Origin of the sequence: Ensifer sp. ENS10 (genome assembly GCF_014852025.1) — a bacterium.
Lineage (GTDB): Bacteria > Pseudomonadota > Alphaproteobacteria > Rhizobiales > Rhizobiaceae > Ensifer.
This window is the reverse complement of sequence record NZ_JACVAS010000002.1, coordinates 898,170-920,954: the sequence shown is the minus strand read 5'-3', so window position 1 is coordinate 920,954 and position 22,785 is coordinate 898,170. Positions and strand designations below refer to the sequence as shown.

At 64.1% G+C, this 22,785-nt stretch carries 23 protein-coding genes; 5 read left to right on the top strand and 18 right to left on the bottom strand.

Annotated elements, in window-relative coordinates:
- Nucleotides 1–94: 94 nt before the first annotated feature.
- The 9 genes from IB265_RS11405 to IB265_RS11365 form a co-directional block, all read right to left on the bottom strand.
- Entirely contained in the window at nucleotides 95–1,219 is a 1,125-nt protein-coding gene (locus tag IB265_RS11405; RefSeq protein WP_057254356.1) for an ABC transporter substrate-binding protein, read from the bottom strand.
- Between the two features lie 17 nt (nucleotides 1,220–1,236).
- Nucleotides 1,237–1,992, bottom strand: a complete 756-nt coding sequence (gene fhuF / locus IB265_RS11400; RefSeq protein WP_057253264.1) for a siderophore-iron reductase FhuF — start codon at nucleotides 1,990–1,992, stop codon at nucleotides 1,237–1,239.
- Nucleotides 1,993–2,229: 237 nt separating this feature from the next.
- Entirely contained in the window at nucleotides 2,230–2,721 is a 492-nt protein-coding gene (locus tag IB265_RS11395) for an ester cyclase (RefSeq protein WP_057253266.1), read from the bottom strand.
- Between the two features lie 67 nt (nucleotides 2,722–2,788).
- Nucleotides 2,789–4,216, bottom strand: a complete 1,428-nt coding sequence (locus tag IB265_RS11390; RefSeq protein ID WP_192494787.1) for a gamma-aminobutyraldehyde dehydrogenase — start codon at nucleotides 4,214–4,216, stop codon at nucleotides 2,789–2,791.
- A gap of 24 nt (nucleotides 4,217–4,240) precedes the next feature.
- Nucleotides 4,241–5,056: an ABC transporter permease gene (locus IB265_RS11385; RefSeq protein WP_057253270.1), complete on the bottom strand. Its 816-nt coding sequence runs from the start codon at nucleotides 5,054–5,056 to the stop codon at nucleotides 4,241–4,243.
- Nucleotides 5,046–5,996, bottom strand: a complete 951-nt coding sequence (locus tag IB265_RS11380) for an ABC transporter permease (protein ID WP_057253272.1) — start codon at nucleotides 5,994–5,996, stop codon at nucleotides 5,046–5,048. The genes IB265_RS11385 and IB265_RS11380 overlap by 11 nt, the downstream gene beginning before the upstream one ends.
- Nucleotides 5,993–6,991: an ABC transporter ATP-binding protein gene (locus IB265_RS11375; RefSeq protein ID WP_057253275.1), complete on the bottom strand. Its 999-nt coding sequence runs from the start codon at nucleotides 6,989–6,991 to the stop codon at nucleotides 5,993–5,995. The genes IB265_RS11380 and IB265_RS11375 overlap by 4 nt, the downstream gene beginning before the upstream one ends.
- A 223-nt stretch (nucleotides 6,992–7,214) precedes the next feature.
- Nucleotides 7,215–8,375, bottom strand: coding sequence for an ABC transporter substrate-binding protein (locus IB265_RS11370; RefSeq protein WP_057253277.1), 1,161 nt, complete (start codon nucleotides 8,373–8,375; stop codon nucleotides 7,215–7,217).
- 160 nt (nucleotides 8,376–8,535) lie between these two features.
- On the bottom strand, nucleotides 8,536–9,444 hold the full coding sequence (locus IB265_RS11365) for a LysR family transcriptional regulator (protein WP_029742595.1): 909 nt from the start codon (nucleotides 9,442–9,444) through the stop codon (nucleotides 8,536–8,538).
- Nucleotides 9,445–9,603: 159 nt separating this feature from the next.
- Here IB265_RS11365 and IB265_RS11360 point away from each other — a divergent pair, with 159 nt between their 5' ends.
- The gene (locus IB265_RS11360) at nucleotides 9,604–10,518 is read left to right on the top strand and encodes an alpha/beta hydrolase (RefSeq protein ID WP_057254358.1); all 915 of its coding nucleotides are present in this window, start codon (nucleotides 9,604–9,606) and stop codon (nucleotides 10,516–10,518) included.
- Between the two features lie 56 nt (nucleotides 10,519–10,574).
- Here the strand turns inward: IB265_RS11360 and msrA are convergent, their stop codons facing one another.
- Complete coding sequence (gene msrA / locus IB265_RS11355; protein ID WP_082616012.1) at nucleotides 10,575–11,297, bottom strand: peptide-methionine (S)-S-oxide reductase MsrA; 723 nt, start codon at nucleotides 11,295–11,297, stop codon at nucleotides 10,575–10,577.
- 153 nt (nucleotides 11,298–11,450) lie between these two features.
- Between msrA and IB265_RS11350 the strand changes: the two genes are divergently transcribed.
- Entirely contained in the window at nucleotides 11,451–11,852 is a 402-nt protein-coding gene (locus tag IB265_RS11350) for an ACT domain-containing protein (protein ID WP_057253279.1), read from the top strand.
- 28 nt (nucleotides 11,853–11,880) lie between these two features.
- Here the strand turns inward: IB265_RS11350 and IB265_RS11345 are convergent, their stop codons facing one another.
- The 7 genes from IB265_RS11345 to IB265_RS11315 form a co-directional block, all read right to left on the bottom strand.
- Nucleotides 11,881–12,300: a GFA family protein gene (locus tag IB265_RS11345; protein ID WP_057253281.1), complete on the bottom strand. Its 420-nt coding sequence runs from the start codon at nucleotides 12,298–12,300 to the stop codon at nucleotides 11,881–11,883.
- Nucleotides 12,301–12,407: 107 nt separating this feature from the next.
- Entirely contained in the window at nucleotides 12,408–14,009 is a 1,602-nt protein-coding gene (locus tag IB265_RS11340) for an MFS transporter (protein WP_057253283.1), read from the bottom strand.
- A complete protein-coding gene (locus IB265_RS11335; RefSeq protein WP_057253285.1) occupies nucleotides 14,002–14,466 on the bottom strand; it encodes an SRPBCC domain-containing protein in 465 nt (154 codons plus the stop codon). The genes IB265_RS11340 and IB265_RS11335 overlap by 8 nt, the downstream gene beginning before the upstream one ends.
- Nucleotides 14,467–14,590: 124 nt before the next feature.
- A complete protein-coding gene (locus IB265_RS11330; RefSeq protein ID WP_057253286.1) occupies nucleotides 14,591–15,160 on the bottom strand; it encodes a TetR/AcrR family transcriptional regulator in 570 nt (189 codons plus the stop codon).
- Entirely contained in the window at nucleotides 15,157–15,651 is a 495-nt protein-coding gene (locus IB265_RS11325) for an HPP family protein (RefSeq protein WP_057253288.1), read from the bottom strand. The genes IB265_RS11330 and IB265_RS11325 overlap by 4 nt, the downstream gene beginning before the upstream one ends.
- A gap of 120 nt (nucleotides 15,652–15,771) precedes the next feature.
- Nucleotides 15,772–17,766, bottom strand: coding sequence for a CocE/NonD family hydrolase (locus tag IB265_RS11320; protein WP_057253290.1), 1,995 nt, complete (start codon nucleotides 17,764–17,766; stop codon nucleotides 15,772–15,774).
- A gap of 54 nt (nucleotides 17,767–17,820) precedes the next feature.
- The gene (locus IB265_RS11315; RefSeq protein WP_057254362.1) at nucleotides 17,821–19,377 is read right to left on the bottom strand and encodes an ABC transporter substrate-binding protein; all 1,557 of its coding nucleotides are present in this window, start codon (nucleotides 19,375–19,377) and stop codon (nucleotides 17,821–17,823) included.
- Nucleotides 19,378–19,585: 208 nt separating this feature from the next.
- Between IB265_RS11315 and IB265_RS11310 the strand changes: the two genes are divergently transcribed.
- Together IB265_RS11310 and IB265_RS11305 are read left to right on the top strand one after the other, a co-directional pair.
- A complete protein-coding gene (locus tag IB265_RS11310; protein ID WP_057253291.1) occupies nucleotides 19,586–20,380 on the top strand; it encodes a helix-turn-helix transcriptional regulator in 795 nt (264 codons plus the stop codon).
- A gap of 59 nt (nucleotides 20,381–20,439) precedes the next feature.
- Nucleotides 20,440–20,781 carry a PAAR domain-containing protein gene (locus IB265_RS11305; RefSeq protein ID WP_057253294.1) on the top strand — a complete coding sequence of 114 codons (342 nt, stop codon included), beginning with the start codon at nucleotides 20,440–20,442 and terminating at the stop codon, nucleotides 20,779–20,781.
- A 10-nt stretch (nucleotides 20,782–20,791) separates the two neighbouring features.
- Here IB265_RS11305 and IB265_RS11300 read toward each other — a convergent pair whose 3' ends face one another.
- A complete protein-coding gene (locus IB265_RS11300) occupies nucleotides 20,792–22,222 on the bottom strand; it encodes a LuxR C-terminal-related transcriptional regulator (RefSeq protein ID WP_057253296.1) in 1,431 nt (476 codons plus the stop codon).
- Between the two features lie 149 nt (nucleotides 22,223–22,371).
- Here IB265_RS11300 and IB265_RS11295 point away from each other — a divergent pair, with 149 nt between their 5' ends.
- Entirely contained in the window at nucleotides 22,372–22,629 is a 258-nt protein-coding gene (locus IB265_RS11295; RefSeq protein WP_057253298.1) for a DUF1127 domain-containing protein, read from the top strand.
- The last annotated feature ends 156 nt before the right edge of the window (nucleotides 22,630–22,785 follow it).

Sequence of the window (22,785 nt, the reverse complement as noted above, 5' to 3'; positions counted from 1 at the left end):
GGGTGCTCGGCGGCTGACAACACGCGACCATAAGCAGCAGCCGATGGTTCTCGGCCAAGGACGGACTCTATTGCTGGTGAGGACAAAGCGGATGCTAGTCCGCCGGTTTCAGGTCCACCCAGTAGGTGCCTTCGAACGGGACCGCGGCGAAGCGGGTGTTGATCTCGGCAAGGCTTTTCTTCGGGTCGAGATCGGAAAAGAGATCCGGCCGGATCCAGGCGGCGAAGGCCTCTGCCGCGACGATGTTGAGCGGGATGGCGTTGAAGAAGTTCCAAAGCCCATGGACGCGCTTTTCCTGTACGGCGCGGATGCTCGAAAGGGCGGGCGCCTCGATCGTGCGGGCGAGCGTCTGTTGCGCTTCGTCTTCGCTGATACCCGGGCCGATCGAGAGCGTGCCGTACTTGCCGCCGGGCGAGGAGGTAGCGATGTAGATGTCGGGATTGGCGGCCATGACCGCCTCGGCGTTGACCGTGCCGCCCGGCCGCGGCAGCGTGCCTTCGGCGATGTTGCGGCCGCCGGCAATCGTCAGGAACTCGCCGAGGCCGCCGGTGCCATAGGCCCAGCAGCAGCGGTCGGCCTGGGGGAAGGCGTCCATCAGCACCAGAGGGCGTGGCTCCGGCCTGGCGGCGAGGCGCGCCCGGATCAAGGCCAGCTTGTCCTCGTAGAACTGAGCGAAGGCGTCTGCCTGTTCGTCCCGTTCGAGGATCTTGCCGAGCAGGCGCATCATGCGCGGCGTGCTCGTCAGCGGATCATTGTTGAAGTCGACGACGATGACAGGAACACCGATGCCGGTCAGATAGTCGATGGCGCGCTTGCCGGGTTCGGTGTCGGCCTGCCAATTGGCGAGGATCGCAAGGTCGGCCTTCAGCGTCAGCAGCGTCTCGAAGGAAAGGCCCGGGCCGGTTCCGTCGTCGATCTGCGGGACGTCTGCGATCGCGGGAAACTTCCGCCGGAAGCTTTCGTAGATCTCGGGATTGTCGCCCTTCATGTCGCCGGACCAGCCGGCAAGCAGGCTGACGGGATCGGGATGGATCAGCGACAGCGCGACGAGATTGAAACCGCTGCCGAGCAGGATCGCCTTGGGCTTTGCCGGGAGCGTCACCTCGCGGCCGATCGCATCGGTGACGGTCATCGGCCATTGGCCTTCCGCATGGGCGGCGGTTGCGAGCGTCAGAGCAGCAAGGATGACGAGGAAGAACCGCCGGGCGGTCTGGAAAATGCAGCGATGAGGCAAGCCTATTGGTTCCTTTGGCTAGGAAGGGCGCAGAGGCTGCCGCAGCTCGGCACGCCGGGCAGCAGGTAGCGCAGGCAGCAGATCTTGCGGCGGCAGACGCGAGCGCCGTCTTCTTCCTCGTGGCGGAGGCAATCGAAGAAGGGATTGGGCGTGCCGTCCGGCAGGGACTTGCTGCCGATGAGGGCATCGGCCTGGGCGTTCAGCGGCTCGATGCCCGAGGCCCGCAGCGCATAGTCGATGTAGACGAGCGCATTGTTCCAGGCGAGTTTCGGGGCGATGCCGCCGACGGACTTGAGGTAACCGACGACCTCGCGCAGATGCCCTTGCATCAGCGGTGCGAGCGTCGCGAAGACGTCGGTGTCATCGCCCGCCTGCCAGTCGCCCGATGTGGCGACGCCGAAGGTTCGGGGCAGGCCGTCTTCGGCAAGCGCCACTTTCATCTGATCGAAGGTGACGGGGAGCACCTGATGGTCGAGCACGCGCGCCACCAGATAGGGGATGGTGAGGCTCGAGAAATAATAGAGCGACCACATGGAGGCGACGGCGCGCCGATCGCTGGCTCCGGATTTTTCCGTGTAGACGTCGAGCGCCCGGTCGAAGGCGCCAGAGGCGAAGAAGTCCGGCAGCGCAACGCCGTCGGAGAGTTCGTCCGAGAGCACCATCTTCTCGTTGCACCAGGCATGGGTGCCGGCAAAGGCGGCCGACAGCGCCTTGGGGCCGCCTGTCGCGACGACTGGTTCGGAAACGGCAACCGTCATGGCGTCACCCGCATCCGGGCAAGCCCGATCGGAAACTCAGCCGTGAAAGAACGCTGTCCTGCAAGCATGCAACACCTTCTGAGCGCGGTCAGAAACTCATAAGGTGATCGTGTTACTCAAGATTTCGTGCGGCGCAAGTCATTTATGAGTTTTACAATCATGATTTGCGGACAAAAGGAGAGCGCAGCCACAAGCCGGAGCTTGCGGCTGCCAATGCGCAAGGCTAAGCGCCGCCCGTTACATCAGACCGAGCTGCTTGTAGAAGCCGAGGGCGTCGTAATAGTCGTTCTGGGCGGCGATCTTGCCGTCCTTGATGGTGAAGACCGAAGCGCCGGTGAACTTGAAGCTCTTGTTGGTCGCGGCCGTGCCATCCGCCCAGGCGCCTGAGTTGGTGCCGGAGAACTCCCATTCGAAGGAGACCTTGTCGCCGGCTGCGATTGGGTCGCCCTTCATGGTCCAGACCGCATCGGGAACCGCGTTCAGGAAGTTGTCGATGACGCCGGTCTTGGCGGCATCTTTCCCGGTGACCGGCTTGCCGACGGACGCGTCGTAATAGGTCACGTCGTCGGCGAAGTAGGATGCGGCCTTGGCCGAGTCATGGGCGTTCCAGGCCGCGACATAGGCCGCGACCACATCCGGCGCGGCGTCGGCGGCGAAGGCCGCCGGCGAGAGCACCAGGGCGCTGAGGCTCAGAGCGCCTGCAGCAACAAGCAATTGACGACGGTACATGGCAAACTTCTCCCGTTTGTTTTCGTTTGCATGCGATATGCGAGCCGAGCTCAGGCGCGTGTGCGCCTCAGCCGTGGTTGATCATGATGTGGCGAACGGCGGTGTAGTCCTCGAGCGCATAGACCGACATGTCCTTGCCGTAGCCCGATTGCTTGACGCCGCCATGCGGCATCTCGTTGGTCAGCATGAAATGGGTGTTGATCCAGGTGCAGCCGTATTGCAGCCGCGAGGCTGCCTTCATCGCCCGGGAGATGTCCTTGGTCCAGACGGAGGAGGCGAGGCCGTAGTCGCTGTCATTGGCCCAGGCGATCGCATCGTCCTTGCCGGTGAAGCGGGTGACCGAGACAACCGGGCCGAAGACTTCGCGGCGGACGATCTCGTCCTCCTGGGTGGCACCGGCGACCACGGTCGGCTGGAAGAAGAAGCCATCGCTGCTGCCGGCGCTGCCGCCGGTGGTGATCTCGATGTGCTTCTGGTCGGCGGCACGCTCGACGAAGCTTGCAACGCGATCGCGCTGGCGGCGCGAAATCAGCGGGCCGATCTCGTTTTCGGTGTCGTCGGCAAGATTGTAGCGGATGGTCGAGACGGCGGAGGTAAGGTCGGCGACCAGCTTCTCGTAGATGCCGGCTTCGGCATAGATGCGGCAGGCGGCGGTGCAGTCCTGGCCGGCATTGTAGTAGCCGAAGGTGCGGATGCCATTGACCACCGCTTCGAGATCGGCGTCGTCATAGACGATAACAGGGGCCTTGCCGCCGAGCTCCAGATGCGTGCGCTTGACGGTCTTGGCGGCGGCCGCCAGCACCTTCTTGCCGGTGGCGATGTCGCCGGTGATCGAGACCATAGAGATCTTCGGATGGTTGATCAGCGCATTGCCGACGGTTTCGCCACGGCCGGAAATGACGTTGACGACGCCTTCCGGCAGGATGTCGGCGAGCACGCGGGCAAGCTTCAGCGCCGTTAGCGGCGTCTGCTCGGAGGGCTTGAAGACGACGGTATTGCCGCCGGCGATTGCCGGCGCCAGCTTCCAGGCCATCATCATCAGCGGATAGTTCCAGGGGGCGATCGAGCCGACGATGCCGATCGGGTCGCGGCGGATCATCGAGGTGTGGCCGGGCAGGTATTCGCCAGCTGTCGGCGCATGCAGGTTGCGCACGGCGCCGGCGAAGAAGCGCCAGCAGTCGACGATGGCCGGCAGTTCGTCGTTCTTCACCGCGTTGATCGGCTTGCCGCAGTTCAGCGCCTCAAGGGCTGCAAAGCCGTCCGCATCCTTCTCGATCGCATCGGCGATCTTGAGCAGATAGTTGGAGCGCTCGGCCGGCGTGGTCTGCGACCAGCTGGTGAAAGCCTGCTCGGCGGCGTCGACAGCCGCCTCGACCTGGGCATGCGAGGCTTCCGGCAGGTCGACGATCTTGCCGCCCGTCCGCGGGTTCAGGATGTGTTCGTCGGCCTCGGTGCCGGCTTCGAAGCGCGATCCGATCAGCAGTTGGGTGTCCATGTCTGTTCTCCCTTGATAGTCGAGTTATTTGCCGGCACCGGCGATCTGGTCGCCGTCGCGGGTGAGGTAGTAGGCGCCGAGGATCGGCAGGAAGGTGACGAGCACCACGACCATGGCGACGACATTGGTCACCGGGCGCTGGCGCGGGCGGATCAGCTCTTCGAGCATCCAGATCGGCAGGGTCGATTGCTGGCCGGCGGTAAAGGTGGTGACGATCACCTCGTCGAAGGACAGCGCGAAGGCGAGCATGCCGCCGGCGAGCAACGCCGTGCCGATGTTCGGCAGGATGATGTGGCGGAAGGTCTGGAAGCCGTCGGCGCCGAGATCCATCGAGGCTTCGATCAGCGAGCCTGATATCCGCCGGAAGCGGGCGACCGCATTGTTGTAGACGACGACGATGCAGAAGGTCGCGTGGCCGAGAACGATGGTCCAGAAGGAAAAGGGGATATCGGCCATCGAGAAGGCGGAGCGCAGCGCAATGCCGGTGATGATGCCGGGAAGCGCGATCGGCAGGATGACAAGCAGCGAGATCGTCTCGCGGCCGAAGAAGCGCGTCTGGCTGACGGCGGCCGCACAGAGCGTGCCGAGCACCAGCGCCACCGACGTGGCTATCGCGGCGACCTTGACCGAGAGCGTCAGCGCCGCCCAGACGTCGGGCCGGTTCCAGGCAACGGCGAACCATTGCGCGGTCAGCCCCGGCGGCGGGAACTGGTAGCTCTTTTCCTCCGTCGTAAAGGCGTAGAGGAAGATCAATAGGATCGGCAGGTGCAGGAAGGCAAGGCCGGCGGCGGCCGCGATCTTCAAGCCCATCGGCGAGCGGTTCAAGCGATCAGAGCGCATCGAAAGCCCCCATGCGTTTGGCCACAAACAGGTAGGCGCCCATGATGACGATCGGCACCACCGTGAAGGCGGCGGCGAGCGGGATGTTGCCGGCGGTGCCCTGCTGAGCATAGACCGCCTGGCCGATGAACAGCCGGGACGAGCCGACGATCTGCGGGATGATGTAGTCGCCGAGCGTCAGCGAGAAGGTGAAGATCGAGCCGGCGACGATGCCCGGCAGCGCTAAGGGAAAGAGCACGTGACGGAAGGTCTGCGCCGGCGTGCCGCCGAGATCCGAGGAAGCCTCAATCAGGTTGCCCGGTACGCGCTCGAGCGCTGCCTGGATCGGCAGGATCATGAAGGGCAGCCAGACATAGACGAAGACGATGAAGGTGCCGGTATAGCTGACCGAGAGCGAGTTGCCGCCGACGACGGGAAGCGACAGCCAACCGTCGAGCAGCCAGAGCAGGTGCAGCTTTTCGAAGATCCAGGTGAGGATGCCTTCCTTGGCGAGGATCAGCTTCCAGGCGTAGATCTTGACCAGATAGCTCGACCAGAGCGGCAGCATGACGCCGAGATAGAAGAGCACCTTCCATTTTCCCTGCGCGTAGCGCGCCGCGTAATAGGCGATCGGGAAGGCGATGACGGCGGAAGCGAGCGTGACGGTTGCCGCCATCGTCACCGTGCGCAGGATGATGTCGAGATTGGTTTCGCTCAAAAGCTGGCGATAGGTCGCCAGCGTGAACTCGTAATTGATCAGGCCGGAGAAATCGTCGATCGAGAAGAAGCTCTGCAGCAACAGCGCAAAGAGCGAGCCCAGATAGACGACGCCGAGCCAGAGCAGCGGCGGCGCAAGCATCACCGTCAGCAGCAGATGCGGGTGCTTCCAGAAAAAGTCCGACAGGCGGCCGGCGGGGCCGCGGCGCTCGGGCAGAACGAGGGGTTCGGCAAAGGCGGTCATGCGTCCTCCATCGGGTGCAGCTCGTCGGCGGCGAAGCTGATGGTGACGGGGCTGCCGACCGCAGGCACGGTGAGCGCTGCGGGGCTGGCGACGGCGACACGGGCCCCATCGACATCGACGACGACGCGGTTGACGGCGCCGAGGAAACTATGGGCCGAGACGGTGCCCGAAAGGCTGAGCGCGCCGGTCCACGGGGTGGAGATGGAGATCGCCTCCGGGCGCAGGCTGGCGGAGGGTGCCTTCAAACCGAGCCGCTGGCAGATTTTTTCCGGCAGCACGTTGGACGAACCGACGAAATCGGCAACGAACCGCGTCTTCGGCTGCTTGTAGACGTCTTCGGGGCTGCCGAGCTGCTGGATGCGGCCATCGTTGAAGACGGCGATGCGGTCGGCCATGGACAGCGCCTCGCCCTGGTCGTGGGTCACGAAGACGAAGGTGATGCCGAGCGATTTCTGCAGGCTCTTCAGCTCCTCCTGCATCTGCTCGCGCAGCTTCAGATCAAGCGCGCCGAGCGGTTCGTCGAGCAAAAGCACCTTGGGCTTGTTGACGAGCGCCCGGGCGAGCGCCACGCGCTGACGCTGGCCGCCGGAGAGTTGTCCGGGGCGGCGAGTGCCGTAGCCCGGCAACTTGACCATGGCGAGCGCGTCCTCGGCTGCCTTGCGGCGTTCCTCGCGGCCGACGCCCTTGACCATCAGCCCGTAGGCGACGTTGTCGAGGATCGAGAGATGCGGGAAGAGGGCGTAGTCCTGAAACACCGTGTTGACGCTACGCCGATAGGGCGGCACGCCCTCGGCCGTCTCGCCGAAGATCTCGATATGGCCGCCGGTCGGCTGCTCGAAGCCGGCCATCAGGCGGAGACACGTGGTCTTGCCCGAGCCGGAGGGACCGAGCATGGCGAAGAATTCGCCCTCGGCGATTTCGAGGTTCACGCCATCGACGGCGCGCACGGCGCCGAAGTGGCGGGAAACATTGTCGAAGAGAACGGCGGTGGTCATTGAAGTACTCCGGAAAGTGTGGCCCCTCATCCCCGCGGTGAGGGGAAGCGCCCCTCATCCGCCCTGCCGGGCACCTTCTCCCCGCAGGCGGGGCGAAGGGGACTCGTGGCGGGCGTCTTGCCTCAAAGGTCACGCCCGAGGCTTGGCCGGGGGCGTTCCCTCTCCCCGCGTGCGGGGAGAGGGCTAGGGTGAGGGGCGATGCTTGCGATGTGGTCGCGACGGCTCAGCGGCCGCCGATCACGCCGATGTAGTCGGAGACCCAGCGGTGATAGGGCACGCATTCGCCCTGGCTTTCGCACTTCGTAACCGGCGTCTTCCAGAACTTGACCTTGTCGAAGTCCTCATAGCCATTGGTCTTGCAGCCGGCGTCGGTCAAAAGGTCGTTGCCCTTGCAGGCGGCACCGACGGACGGGTTGGCGCCGAACCAGGCGGAGACGTCGCCCTGCACCTTCGGCGACAGCGAGTGCTCCATCCACATATAGGCGCAGTTCGGATGGGCGCTTTCGGCATGCAGCATGGTCGTATCCGCCCATCCGGTGACGCCTTCTTCCGGAATGGTCGAAGAGATCGGCAGCTTTTCGGCTTCCATCAGGTTGACCTGGAACGGCCAGGAGCCGGAGGCGACGACGCCTTCGTTCTTGAAGTCGTCGATCTGGATCATCGCGTCGTGCCAGTAGCGGCCGACCAGCTTGCGCTGGCCGCGAAGCAGATCGAGGGCCGCCTTGTACTGGTCTTCGTTGAGTTCGTAGGGATTCTTGATGCCGAGCTCGGGTTTGTGGGCCATCAGGTAGTTGGCGGCGTCGGCCACATGGATCGGACCGTCATAGGCTTGGACGCGGCCCTTGTTGGACTTGCCGTCGGGCAGGTTCATTTCCTCGAAGACGACATTCCAGCTCTTCGGCGTTTCGCCCTTGAAGGCGTCCTTGTTGTACATCAGCACGTTCGGGCCCCAGACATAGGGTACGCCGTAATGAACGCCGTTGACCGTGAACCACGGCGCGTTCTGCATGCGCTCGTCGATCGTCTTCCAGCTCGGGATCAGATCGGTGTTAACAGGCTGGACGCGCTTGCCGGCAACGAGGCGCAGTGAGGCGTCGCCGGAGGCGGTGACGAGGTCGAAGCCGCCTTCATTCATCAGCGCGACCATTTCGTCCGAGGTGGCGGCCGTCTTGACCGAGACCTTGCATCCGGTCTGCTTTTCGAAATCCGTGACCCAGTCGTAGTTCTTGTCGGTGTCGCCGCGCTCGATGTAGCCGGCCCAGGCGACGATGGAGAGTTCGCCTTCACCCTTGCCGAGTTCCTTCAGCGGCTCCTGCGCGAATGCCGGGGCAACAAGGCCAAGCGACAGGGTCAATGCCGTGCAGGATTTAAGCATCTGCTTCATCTGAATTCTCCCAGTTTTGAGCCGCATTTTACGGCTTCGTTCCCAGAATGAAGCGTGCCTTGATTTCTCCGCATTCGCAAATTCATTAAACAGAATGTCGCTTTCGGTTTTTCCGATATCAACGCTCAGAAGCGGCCTGAAAGCAAACAAATCCAGTGGGTTAACGCGGGCGGGCGCTTCGAAGCGCCTCGGCGATGCCGACGAAATCGCGCGCCGATTGCGGCAGGCCGGAGCCTTTGCGCCAGACCATGCCGACCTGCACGACGGGAAGCGCGCCGGAGACGTCGCGGCTTTCGATCCGGTCACCTTCAAGCGACCACGGGCGGTAGACGAGATCGGGCAGGAGCGCGATGCCGGCGCCGGTTGCGACCAGGCTGCGCACCGCTTCCACCGAGCGGGTGCGGAAGGCCACATGCGGGCGGGCGCCGAGTGCCGACAGCAATTTGCCGGTGTTCTCCTCGATTTCATCCACCGTCAGCATGATCAGCGGTTCCTTGGCGATATCGCTGACGGAGATGATGTCGGCGCTGACCAGAGGGTGGCCGATCGGCAGCCAGAGACGATAGGGCGATGTCTCGAGGATTTCGGCCTGCAGCGCCATGCGATCGCGCAGGTTGGAGATGACCATGACGGCGACGTCGAGCTCGCCGCCGATCAAGAGATGTTCGAGATAGGAGCCGTTGTCCTCGATGGCGCTGACCTCGACGCCGGGGCAGGCGCGGCGATAGCGGGCCAAGAGATCGGAGAGCACGTAGCCGGCAACAAGCGAGGTGACCCCAAGATTGAGCTTGCCGCCGGTTTCCTCGCGGCTGTCGGAAAAGCTGCGTCGGGCGTCGGAGACATTGGAGAGGATCTTGGTGGCGTGGCGCAGGAACTGGTGGCCGTTATGGGTGATCGACAGGCCGCGCGGATGGCGGTCGAAGAGCTCGACGCCGAGATCGCCTTCGAGCTCCTTGATCGCCTCGGTGATCGAGGATTGCGAGATCGAAAGGTTCTGCGCCGCACGGGTGATCGAACCCTGCTCGGCGACGGCGACGAAATACTGCAACTGTCGAAATGTGAAGGCCATGGCGCGAGTTAATAGGTGCGGGGCAGGGCTGGCAAGCGCCGAAACGCAAGCGGATCGGTCGGTGATTTTTTCCTGTCATGTCGGTTTTCGAACAGGGAGCGGGCGTGCCGATGCTAAGCTGGCGCGAAAGCGGGATGAGAGGAGGACGATGTGGACCAGATGACGAAGCGGCCGATGCCGACGGAGGAGGGGATCCTCGCCTTTCACCGCCGCTGCGAGGCGTTCTATCCGGCCGATGCGGTCGATGCCTCGATCGAGCAGCAGCGCCAATGGTACGACGCGCTTTGCGCCGAATTCGATGCGCCGAGCCCGGCCGGTCTCACCCGCGAGGATAGGCTCGTCGATGGCCGCATCCCGATCTGGCGCTATTGGCCGGCGACCGTTTCGACGAAGACCCGCATCTACTACATCCATGGCGGCGGCTTCGTCGTCGGTTCGCTTAACAGCCATGATGCGATCTGCGCCGAGCTGGCGGATTTTGCTGGGGCAGAGCTGGTATCGGTCGATTATCGCCTGGCGCCCGAGCATGTCTGGCCAGCGGCCTTCGAGGATTGTTATGCGGTGCTGCAGGAGTTGCTCGCCGATGGTCGCCCGGTCGTCGTTGCCGGCGACAGCGCCGGTGGCAATCTCACGGCCGGCATCGTGCTCAAGGCGCGAGCGGAGGCGCTCGCCGGCATCGTCGGCCAGGTGCTGATCTATCCGGGTCTCGGTGGCGACCTCGTGTCCGGCTCCTATGTGGAGATGGCCGAAGCACCGGGGCTGACGACCGCCGATACCAGCTATTATCGCAAGATCCTGCAGGCGCCTGCCGACAATCCCTTCGCAGCGCCCTTGGCGGAAAAGGATCTCTCGGGCTTGCCGCCGACCTATATCACCGGCGCCTTCTTCGATCCCTTGCGCGATGACGCCCGGATCTATGCCGCGCGCCTTGCTACGGCCGGCGTCAACGTCACCTTCCGCGAGGAGCCGCAGATGATCCACGCCTGGCTGCGGGCGCGGCACATGAGCGAGGGCGCGCGGGAAGGGTTTCGGCGGCTGGCCGAGGGCGTGGCGGTACTTGCAGGAACCCGCTGACAATTGGTGCGTTGCCGTTCCGGGCGGAAAGCTGCGTCACGCTATTTCTATCAGTGCTAGCTTTTCGCCTTGAACACCAGCACGGGGTTTGCCCGGAAGGCCTGCGGGAAGAGCGCCCGCAAGTTCTCGATCTTCGGCATGTCGTTGTAGACGATATAGGGGTGCGTCGGATTTCGCGTCAGGAAATCCTGATGATAGTCCTCGGCGGCGTAGAATCCCCTAAAGGGTGAGACTTCCGTAACGATCGCCGCGGGGAAGGCGCGTGACTTGCCGAGTTCGGCGATATAGGCGTCGGCGATGCGCTTCTGCTCATCCGTGACGGCAAAGAGCGCCGACCGGTATTGGGTGCCATGGTCAGGGCCCTGGTAATTGAGCTGTGTCGGGTTGTGGGCGACGGAGAAGAAGACCTGCAGCAGTCCTCCATAGGTCACCTCGCGCGGATCGTAGATGACCTCCACTGATTCCGCGTGGCCGGTCTTGCCGCCGCTGACCGTCTCGTAGTCGGCGGTCGCGGCGCTGCCGCCGGAGTAGCCCGAAACGGCTTTTTTCACGCCTTTGACATGCTGGAAAACGCCCTGAACGCCCCAGAAGCAGCCGCCGGCAAAGACGGCGATCTCCGTCGTGCCGGACACTTTCTCGTCGAGCGAGGGCGGTGGGATGACGACGGCCGGTTCCTGGGCGGCGGCGAGCGGTACCGCCGCCAGCAGCGCGGCGAAGGTAGCCGTCAGCATCCCGAGGGGTCTGTAAGAGGCATGTGCCGACTTGCTGCTCAACGCCATCATTTCCTCCACCACCCGGTTTCCACTCCGGGCGCTTGATGACTTCATGTTTTCACGGGAATGACAATGGTCAAATCGCGTTCGCGTGCTTCACGCCAACGTGACGATCCGCTACCACTTCAGCCGATCAGATGCGCAAACGGGGAAGATGTCATGGCTGGCGAAACGGACCTCGCAAAACTCCTGGCGACGATGAACCCGGTGCTGTTTCCGCAGACCTATGTCTACTGCACCGTCGCCTATCGGGATGCGGCGCGCTACGAAATGCTGGAGCCGCTTGCCACCTATCGCGAGGACGAGGGGCTGACGCTGGTCCTTGCCCGTAGTGCTGCGGACGAGGCGGGGCTCGATTACGGTCCGCTGCTTCGGCGCATCACGCTCAATGTGCATTCGGCGCTGGAAGCCATTGGTCTGACTGCGGCTGTCTCGGCGGCGCTGACGCGCGAGGGCATCAGCGCCAATGTGATCGCGGCCTATTATCACGACCACATCTTCGTGCCGGAAGCGGATGCCGAACGGGCGCTGGACGCGCTGCGGGCCTTGACCGTCGCCTGACGCGGTACAACTCCCGGCGGACCGCGCCTCACATGAAGCGCGTGTCTTCCGGTGGGTTGAAATGGTCGTCAGCGCGGCCGTTTTCGTAGATGATGGGCGCTTCGCCCAGTTCCGCGTCGCTGACGCCATCGAGGCAGGCGGCGTTGACTGCGTAGAAGTGGCCAAGAAAATCCTTGTGGTAGCCGCGCGAGAAGGGGCGGACGCCGCAGCGGCTGCAGAAATAGTGGTCGACGTCGCCCTCGATCCAGCCCGAGTTATCGGCCCGATAGCTCGTGAGCTTGTCTTTGCCGGTGGTGATCCCGAACTCCTCGCGAAGGGCAAAGGCCTTCTGCATCCGTGTCTTTGCGCAGAAGGAACAGTTGCAGCGGCGAACGCCCTGGGCGAGATCGAGCTGGCATTCGAAGGTGACGGCACGGCAGTGGCAGCTACCGCGATAGAGCTTTTTCATCGGTTTCCTCCCTTCGGGCGCATGTCACCGTTCGCCGGCCGATGGCCCACGTTGCTGGGTGCAGCGTTGATTGCGTTCTGATGCCGCGGCGACTTGCGCCGCGGGTGTTATCCGACGTTGCCCGAGGGCGCTGCCTCGTCGACCAGCGCCGTGGCCTTGCCGTCGCCGTCATCGCTCGCCTTGCGCAGGAGCAGGAAGGCCATGAGCGCGGTGGCGAGCGACAGGAATACGCAGATCGAGGCGGTGAAGGCGAAGGACTGGGTGAAGACGTCACGTGCCGCCGTCAATAGACGCTCGGCTTCAGCCGACGGTAGATCGGCGGCGACGGCCACCGCGCCGCCGAGCGTCTGCCGGGCCGCGGCGATCGTCTCTTCCGGCAGGCCGGTTACCACCAGCCCGTCCATGCGGCCGCGATAGGCCGAGGTCAGCAGGCTGCCGAGCACGGCAATGCCGAGCGCGCCGCCGAATTCGAAGCTGGTCTCGGAGATCGCCGAGGCTGCGCCGGCACGTTCCGGCGGCGCCGAGCCGACGATCATGTCCGTCGTCAGCGTCCCGACCGAGGCAAAGCCGAGGCAGAGCACGACGAGACCCGTCGTGACGAGCAGCGGGCTGCTCGACGTGCCCACCTGGGTGCAGATCGCAAAACCGATGGCCGCCAGCACGAAACCCGCGGCAATCAGGTTGGAGGCGGCGACGCGTGTGGCAAGCATCGGAACCCCCATCGAAGCGAGGATCATCGCGACGCCCGTTGGCATCGACCAGAGTCCGGCGACGAAAGGCGAAAGCCCGAGGACGAGCTGCAGATACTGCGCCACGAACAGGAACGCGCCGAAGCCTACGAACATGCCGAGGATGTTGACGCCGAGCGCCGCGCTGAAGGTCGGTGTCTTGAACAGCCTCAGATCGATCAAGGGATCGGCAAGCCGGAGCTGGCGCCGTGCAAACAGGATTGCGACGGCGATGCCGAGAAGGATGAAGAAGATCGCCGTCGTGTCGAGCCCGGCCTCGGCGATATGCTTCACGCCGTAGATTGCCGAAAGCACTGATATCAGCGACTGGGCAGCGCTGACCAGATCGATCCGACCGGCCTCGGGATCACGGAACTCCGGCAGCAGGATCGGTCCGAGAACCAGGATCAGCACCATGACGGGAACGGCGAGAAGGAAGACCGAGCCCCACCAGAATTGCGACAGCATGAGGCCGCCGACAACGGGCCCGATGGCACCGCCGGCGGAGAAGCTGGCAAGCCAGACGCCGATTGCGAAAGTGCGCTGCCTGTCGTCCAGGAACATGTTGCGGATCAAGGAGAGGGTGGAGGGTGCAAGCGTCGCCGCCGCGACGCCGAGCACGGCACGTGCGAGGATCAAGGTTTCGGCGTTCCAGGCAAATGCGGCGAAGATCGAGGCGAGGCCGAAGGCGATCGAACCGATCATCAGCAGCCGCCGGCGGCCGATGCGGTCGCCGAGCGTTCCCATTGTTATCAGTGAACCGGCGACCATGAAGCCGTAGATGTCGATGATCCAGAGAAGCTGGGCGGCGGAGGGCTTCAGCTCCTCGGTCAGCTGCGGGACCGCGAGGTTCAGCACGGTCAGGTCCATGGAATAGAGCATGCAGGGCAGGGCCAGCACGGCGAGCCCGATCCATTCGCGCCGGCTCGCCCTAGGGGGGGCGGGCGTAGCAGCGCTTTGCAGGTTTGCGATCTCAGACATGTTCGACGTAATCCTTGAGCCGCTCGAGGCACTCGCCCCAGCCTTCCTGGTGCGAGTCGCGCTCCTCGACGGTCTCGAATGGTGTTTGCTGGAAGGTCAGCCGTGTCCGGCCGCCGATATCGGCAAAGGAAACCGTGACCAGCGTGTCGGCGCCGGGCTCGCCGTCTTCATCCCAGGCGAAGGTGAAGACGAGCTTTTCGGGCTCGCGCACTTCGCGATAGACGCCGCTCATCCAGTAGTCCTGGCCTTCGGGCGAGCGGATGCAGGCGCGCCAAGCGCCGCCCGGACGGAAGTCCATGTTCACCGAATGCGGCGTGAAATCCCGCGGTCCCCACCAGCGCAGCATGTGCTCGGGCGTCGACCAGACCTTGAAGACGAGGCTCACCGGCGCTTCGAAGTCGCGCACGATTTCCAGTCCGATGTCCTTGCGCGTTGCGTTTGCGGTCGCCGGTGTCATGAAGCCTCCTCGCTTGGCGCCCCAATGCGCCCAGTCCTTAACCGTAGAGTTATTTAACTTATCGGTTAATATCTGCGCGCGAAGGCGCTTGTCAAGGTAGGCTCAAGCGGTGATCTGATTTTTGTCAATTTGGCGGGAAGGGCAGGCACCGCGTCTTCAGCCGGGCGAGCACCCGGCCGAAGGCGCCGGGATCGTCAAGGCTGCGGGCGAGGATCAACGCCCCCTGAATGCCGCCGACGATTTCCTCGGCGAGCGGGTTGCATTCCGCCTTTGGCGTGCCGGCGCGTTCAAGCGTCGCAGCGAGATCGGCGCGCCAGTCGGAGAAGTAACCGTTGAGTTCGCGAGCGAAACGGTCGTGCGCGCCGCTTGCGGCGATCACGCCCATCAGGCAGAGCCTGCGGCCCTGGCGGAAATAGTTGTCCACGCCCGCAAACATTGCCTCCAGCGCTTGCGCCGGATCTTCGGCGTGGCGCAGTGCTTCGAAGATGTGGGTGCGGAACCACGCGGCGATATCGCCGAGCACGGCCTCGGCCATCTCCTCCTTACCGCCGGGGAAAAAATGGTAGAGGCTGCCTTTGCCAAGGCCGGTCTTTTCGGTGATCAGGCTGAGGCTGGTGCCGTCATAGCCATGCTCGCGGAAGATTTCCGCCAGCGTGGCGATGACGTCCTGACGTTCGGCGACGATGCGGCTCATGCCGGTTTCCTCACAAGCGGATACTCGACCCGGGCGAAGCGGTGGAACAGCGCGCCGACCGCGACGAGGATCAGCGAGCCGGTGAGCACCGGGAAGAGCAGGAACTCGAAACCGGGATCGGCGGCGAAGACGACGAGCGGATTGGCGCCCGCCGGCGGATGGGTGATGCGCAGCGCCGCCATCAGCGCGATCGCCGCGCCGACAGCGATCGCCACCGCCCACCATTCGTTGGGGAAAAAGGCCCTCAAGACCAGGCCGACGAGGGTGGCGACGACATGGCCGCCGACGACATTGGCCGGCTGCGACAGAGGGCTTGATGCGACCGAGAAAATCAGCACGCAGCTGGCGCCGAAGGGCGCCATCAGCATGGGATGGCCGACAAGATTGGTGAGCGCGCCTACGGCAGCAATGGCGACAAGGCCGCCGATGCCGGCGATGAGGCCGCGGTTGATATGAACGGGAGGCTGGTGACGCGAGAAGAAGTGGCGCATTTGTGTACCAATCGGTCAAGTGTTTACCGATTGGTACAATGACTTGCCGATGAAGTCAAGAGAGTGCTGCCGGACCGGGCGTGGCGGCGGCCAACGGCCCGCCCGTTCCTGGCGCGCACCTCACATGAAATCGCGAGGGATGCGCTTCTTGAAGTGCTTCTCGAAGATCTGCCTGTCACCCTCATAGGCGACGACTTCAGCCTCGGTGATCCACTCGCTTTCGGTGCAGTGGAGCGTCGAGGTCGAGACCGTGCGCACCGACCAGCCGTCGCGCTTGGCGACACAGGTCCAGGTCGAGGTTCCGATCATCGAGAGCGGATCGTCGGGCGCGATCGACCAGGTTTCGTCGCGGATGTCCTGGGTGGCAAGGCCGGTCTCAGGATGTTCGGAGAGGCCGGTGTCCTCGTAGATCCGGTAGTGGGTCATGCCGTGGGTCATGTCGCGCTCGACGGTGCGGCTCGATGTACCGCGTGTCAGTTCGCGGTATTTCGGCAGCGGATCGGGGTTTTCCGGCTCGGGCACGGCGATTTCGCGGTGAGCGCCAAGCAGCGGAAGCGCCAGCGACAGGCTTGATGTATCGATCGTGAGGCCCGGCTCCGTCGGCGATGGCAGGATCAGCGGCCAGTAGGAGGTGGAGAGCGACACGCGAATGCGGTTGCCCGCGCGGAAGCGATAGCCGCAGGCGTCGAGCACGAGTGTCACCCGCGTCTTGCGACCCGGTTCCACTGGCCGCGGCTGGGCGTTGCCGTCGCGATGCGCAAGGTTCAGGACGCCGAAGGCGACGCGGGTCGCGGTGCCATCCGGATGCACGTCGACGAGGCGCACGGCGAGGTTGGCGGTTGCCGCCTGGCAGTTGACATCGACGGTCAGCGTCGGCTGGCCGAGATAGTCGGCGGCGGCAAGCAGCGGCGCCGTCTCGAATACAAGCGAGCCGGCGTCGTCGATGCGCTGGTCACCGGCCATTTCGGCGTCGGGCTTCAGGGTGAAATACTCGCCGGATGCCGTCCCGGTATCGAGCGGCGATTTCAGGTAGATCTCGCCGATGCCGGTGCCGCCGGCCGAAGGCGTCAGCCGCCCGTCATGGGAAACGCCGAAAAGCTGCATCTCCGGCGATGCCCAGGCGTCCTTCGCCACCCAGCGGCCGGGATCGCTGTCGCGCCGGAGCGACGGGCGCGGGCCATCGAGGATATAGGCGCGCACCTGCGGGCCGTCCTCGGCGCCGTTCTTCTCGTCGCGCAGCCAGCGGTTCCACCAGCGGATCGCCTCGCCGTGAAAATCGGCGCGCGGCTTCGGGAAGGCGAAATGCGGATACTTGTGCACCCAGGGCCCGATCAGGGCCTTCGCCTGGTCGCCGAGACCTTCGACTGCCTTCAAGGGCGTGTTGCGGTAACCGTCGGCCCAGCCGGCGATGACGAGTGCCGGCACCTCGACGCTTCCGAAATCCTCCGCGATCGAGCCGTGCTGCCAGAAGGCGTCGCGGCGCTGGTGCTTCAGCCATTCCTCCATGAAATAGGGCTCGTTCTCCAGCCGCTCCATCCACATTTCCTTCCAGCGGTCGCCGACGATTGCGGGGTCGGGCGAGCGCGACTGGTAGCCGAGCATGGTCGCCGCCCAGGAAAGCTGGGCGGATAGGTGGCAGCCGTTCTTGTAGTGGATGTCGTCGTTGTAGCGGTCGACCGTCGAGGCGATGGAGATGACGGCTTTCAGCGCCGGCGGCTTCAGGGCTGCGACCTGCAGGCAGTTGAAGCCGCCCCAGGAAATGCCCATCATGCCGACCTTGCCATTGGACCAGGGCTGCGCGGCGATCCATTCGACGATCTCGCAGCCGTCCGAAAGCTCGCGCGGCGTGTACTCGCCATCGATGACGCCATCGCTTTCGCCGGAGCCTCTGATGTCAACGCGCACGCCGGCAATGCCGGCGGCGGCAAAGACGGGATAGGTGGACTCGTCGCGGACACTCGTGCCGCCCTGCTTGCGGTAGGGCAGGTATTCGAGCACGGCCGGAACCGGCGCGGCTTCCGCGCCGGCGGGCATCCAGATGCGGGCGGCGAGCCGGGTGCCGTCTTTCAGCCGGATCCATTCGTTTTCGATCACAGTGAATTCACGTTCTGACATGTCGTTCTAGCACTCTATCTTTGTTCTTTCGGGCACTTCCGAACGTGGAATTGCTTAGCTGTCGAACCAGACGCGGCTTGCGACATAGCCGTTGGAAAGATCGTTGCCGATGTCGTCGACGAAGCCCTTGAGCGAAGCCGAGGCAGCGTTCACGTAATCGTTGAAAACGGGCAGGATCAAGCCGCCTTCGTCACGCACCGTCATCGCCATGCTGTGGTACATTTCCTTGCGCTTGGCATCGTCGAGCTCGGAGCGGGCCTGAAGCAGGAGCTTGTCGAAGTCCTCGCGCTTGAAGCGCGTGTCGTTCCATTCGGCGGTCGAGAGATAGGAGGTCGAGTAGCGCGAATCCTGCGTCGGACGGCCGCCCCAATAGGAAGCGCAGAAGGGTTGCACGTTCCAGACATTGGTCCAGTAGCCGTCCTCGGGCTCGCGCCGCACTTCGAGCTCGATGCCAGCCTTCTTGGCGCTTTCCTGGAAGAGCACGGCAGCGTCCGCCGCACCCGGGAAGGCGGCGTCGGAGGTGCGCAAGAGGATCGGCCGGTCGTGGCCGGACTTCTTGAAGTGGAAGGAGGCCTTGTCGGGGTCATAGGCCCGCTGCTCGATGCCCTCAGGCGCCAGTGCGTAGTTGCCGTTGACCGGATAGTCGTTGCCGAGCGTGCCGAAGCCGCCGAGCACCCGGTCGAGGATCGCCTGGCGGTCGACCGCATATTTCAGCGCCAGCCGGAGATCGTTGTTGTCGAAGGGCGCGGTGTCGCAATGCATCAGGAAACTATAGAAACCCTTGCCCGCGGTCCGGAGGATCTCGACGCGCGGCGCCCGCTTCAAGAGCGGCACGGTCTTCGGGTCGATGTTGTTGATGAAGTGAACCTGGCCGGAAGAAAGGGCGGCGATGCGCGCCGTCGTGTCGTTCATCACGATGATCTCGACCGAGTCGACGAAACCGCGGTCGGAGCGCCAGTCAGCGGCGTTCTTCTCGAAGGTGGCGCGCAGGCCTGCCTCGTAGCTTGCAAGCTTGTAGGGGCCGGTGCCGATGGGCGAGGCCGGGTTGTCGACGCCGCCCTTCGGCTGGATGATCAGGTGATAGTCGGTCAGAAGCAGCGGCAGGTCGGCATTGCCCTCGCTCAAGGACAGCACCAGCGCGCCGCCCTTTTCCTCGATGGTCTTGATGGAGCGCATCAGCCCGAGGGCGCCGGACTTGGAGCCTTCGTCGGCATGGCGCTTCAAGGTCGCAACGACATCGGCGACCGTCAGCTTGCTGCCGTCATGGAAACTAACGTCGCTGCGGATCTTGAAGGTCCACTGCGACGCATCCGCCGAAGGCTCCCAGGATTCGGCAAGGGCCGGCAGCGGCGCGCCGGTCTTCGGGTCGGATTCGACCAGCGTATCGCCCCAGAGGTGACCGATGACGAAGGAGACGGAACCGCTATAGGCGGCGGGGTCGAGCGAATCGGTGGTGGCGCCGCCCTTGAGGCCGAGCTTCAGATGGCCGCCGCGCTTTGGCTCCTGCGCGCGCGCGTCGCCTGCCGCCAGCGTTGCGCCGAGGCCGGCCGCAAGTCCGAGCGCTGCGGTACCCGCCAGGAAGCCGCGCCGGCTGATGCCGGTCGAAGCCATGCTCGCGGGGACGAGAAGGCCGTCGGGTCGCTTCGTGAATTCGGTCATTTCAAGGTTCCCTTTGGTATAATGTTTATCGAGGAAACCTAATGGCTGCAGGCGCGTGCACAATTTCGCGACTTGACGCTTTTTTACGCTCTTTTACGCTATCCCTTCGCCGCCGGCTTCTATCAAGGTGGTTGGCGCCAAGGTGAGGGCGGGTAGCGCAGTGCAGGACATCGACATCTTCTCGGCCAATCTTCGCTTTGCCTGTTCGACGCGGCGCTCGATCTCGCAGATCTGCCGTGAGATCGGCATCAACCGGCAGCAGTTCAATCGCTACATCGGTGGCGAAGCGCGGCCGTCACCGCACAATGTCACGCGCATCGCCCGCTTCTTCGGACTGGCGGCCGAGGACTTCGCGCTGCCGGCAAAACAGTTCGAGGCGCGCATGACGCGACCGGACCGCGATCGCTCGGACGCCGGTCTGCTGCTCGAAGGCTTTCCCGGCGACATCGCGGGCTTGAGGCGCCATATCGGCTACTATCAGACTTACCATGTTTCGCTCTCCTGGCCGGGGCTGGTTGTGTGCTCCTGCGCCCGGATCTACGAGGAGGCCGGCTCGATCCGGGTGAAATCGATCGAGCGCATCCGCGACCCGAAAAACGAGATCCAGCAGTTCTCGAAATATGTCGGTCTCGTCACCTTCTGGCGAAACCGCATCTTCGTCGCCGAGCGCAGCATCGGGCGCGAGCCGATGCTGGCGCAGACGATCCTTCTGCCTTTCGAAGTGCACCAGCGCGTCTATCTGCGTGGCACCACCATGGGGGTCTCCTGGCGCAAGGAGAACCTGCCCTATGCGTCTCGGATGATCTGGCGATCTCTTGGGGCTCAGCCGGATCTGCGCCAGATGCTCTCGCGCTGCGGCGTGCTTTCCTTCGGTTCGCGACACATGCCGCAGACGGTCCGCGCCTTCCTCGATACGCCCGATGCCGAGCCTTTGACCGTGCCGACCGAATATTGAGGCGGGGGCGCGGCCGTGTCATAGCTTGCACCGGCAAGGGGACAATTGGAGGAGAGATCATGAAAGCTGTAGCGGCCGTCACCGCCTGCCTTTGGTTCGCCGTGCCGGCTCCGTCTGCAATGGCCGAGGAGGCGCGGGCGCCGATCCCGTCCTGCGCGCTTTCGGGCGCCTCCAGCGTGATGATCGGCGGCCAGCCGGCGCTCAGGCTCTCCGACGTCGCCAATTGCCCGCCGGAACTCTACGAGGTGGTGCCGAGCATCATGATCGAGGGTCAGCCGGTCGTGCATTTCCGCGCGGGTGCTGGCGCCAAGGGCGATTGCGCCGCGAAGGCAGAACCGTCTGTGACGTTTGAAGGCGAAGCCGCCCAGCGCGTGGGCGACGTCGATTGCCGGCAGAAGTGAGATTGCGCCGTCAGTCGAGCATCGCCAGCCGGGCTCCTTCCTGAACGGCTTTGAGCGCCGGCGGGTTGGTGACCGGGTAACCGGCGATGAAGCGCTCGACGGAGAAGTCCGGGAACTCGGTGCGTAACCGTGATGCGGCGCTTGCCGCTTCTTCGGTCTCTCCGATACGGGCGTGTCCCATGGCCTGAAACATCAGCGTATTGGGCGATTCCTGTGAACTGCGTCCCAGCGCCGAAAGGCTCTCCGCATGACGGCCGATGACGAAGAGCACGCGACCGAGCATGCCGTAGTACCAGGGCGGTGCCAAGGGATTGAGGGACAACGCTTTCTCGATTAGCGGCATCGCTTCGGCCGGATTTCCGGCCACCAGAGCCTTGCTGCCGGCCAAGAGCGCCAGGGTATCGGCATTGTGCTTGCCGTGCTCGAACGCGTGCGCCTGGGCGTCGGCGGCACCTTTGAGGTCGCCGAGGCACGCCTTGAGATCGCCAAGGCAGGTATGGGCGAACGGGTTTGCCGGATCGAGGCGCAAGGCCTCCTCGATAGCCGATCGCCAGTTCCCGATGGTCGTATCAAAGTCGATGCCATAGCCGTTGCAGGCCTGGACGGAGTAGGCATAGGCCAGTTCGGTCCAGGCCCTTACCCGTGCGGGGTCCAATTCGAGCGACCGCGTGAGGAGGTGAATTGCCGCGGCGTTTCCTTCCGCGCTGAACCGGTTGAGCTCTTCGACGCCGAGAAGATAGTAATCGTAGGAATGCAGGTTCGAGGGGGCCTTCTTGCGGCTGGCATTGCGCCTGAGGGCGGCCAGCTTGCCGAAGCAGCCTGCCAGCGCGTTGACGACGCTCTCCGTCAAATCGTCCTGAAGCGCGAGTATGTCTCCGATCGGCCGGTCGTAGCGTTCGCTCCAGAGCGTCATACCGGAGCGCGTTTCCGAGAGCTGGATCGTCAGCCGCACCTGCCGGTCGTCGGCGCGCACTTGGCCGGTCACCGCATAGGTCGCGCCGATGGCCTGGACATGGTCGTCGTAGCTCTCCGCACGATTGCCGAGCAGCTTCATGGTGTGAAAGGCGACAACGGGCAGATCCGCGTAGCGCGCGAGATCGACGCAGATATCCGACGAAAGGCCGTCGGCAAACCGGCGCCAGCGCCGCTCTTCGTTCAGGCTTTCGATCGGGAACAGGGCGAGGACCGGTGGCCCTTGCTCTGCCGGTGCCGCGGTCGTTAACTCCCTTGGTCCGGCTATCTCTGACGCCAGCGCGATCTTGTTGCGAACGCCAAGCTTGCCATAGATCGTCGCGAGATGGCTGCGCACGGTCGATGGCGCGATGCAGAGCGCTTCGCCGATCTGGCGGTAGGTCAGGCCGGCAGCAAAGCGTTCGGCGACTGCACGCTCGCGATCCGACAGGATCGCAGGCACAAAGCGACGCCTCAGGATGCGGGTCATACCTGCCTCCTTGTCGTTTCACCGGTTCGGTTCTGCTGCGGCTCCAGCAAAATACTACAAATGCTGGAAGCAAAACACTGCACATGTGCGATTGCCGCATAGTCCTATGAGGCTAGAGTTTGCGCTGAACATCACGCGGGAGGACGACCATGAGCAAGCTTCTGTCAGGCATGTCCGACTTCTACCACTCCGTATCCGAGGACGTTGAGCAGACATCCGAGCCCGGCGATGGCCGCATCACCAAGTGGTTTCACCCGAAGCGTCTCTTTGCCATGTGGGACGATCGTCAGCACTACCGCGATCAGCTTGCCCATATGGCGGCCGACTCGCCGGAGTTGATCGATGATATCGGCCTGACCGAAAAGCAGGTCGATACCGAGGTCAAGAAGCATTTCTGGGAGCATTGACGCGAGCTCATGCGAAGCGTGACTGCGCCCGTCGGGTCGTGACACGGCGGATCCCGGAAACCGAGCATTGGGGGCAGGGAAGCCGATCGCCTCTGTGCAGCCGGCTTCCCTTCAGATTGCGTCCCACAACAGGCAACGCGCATTTTCCGCGATGGC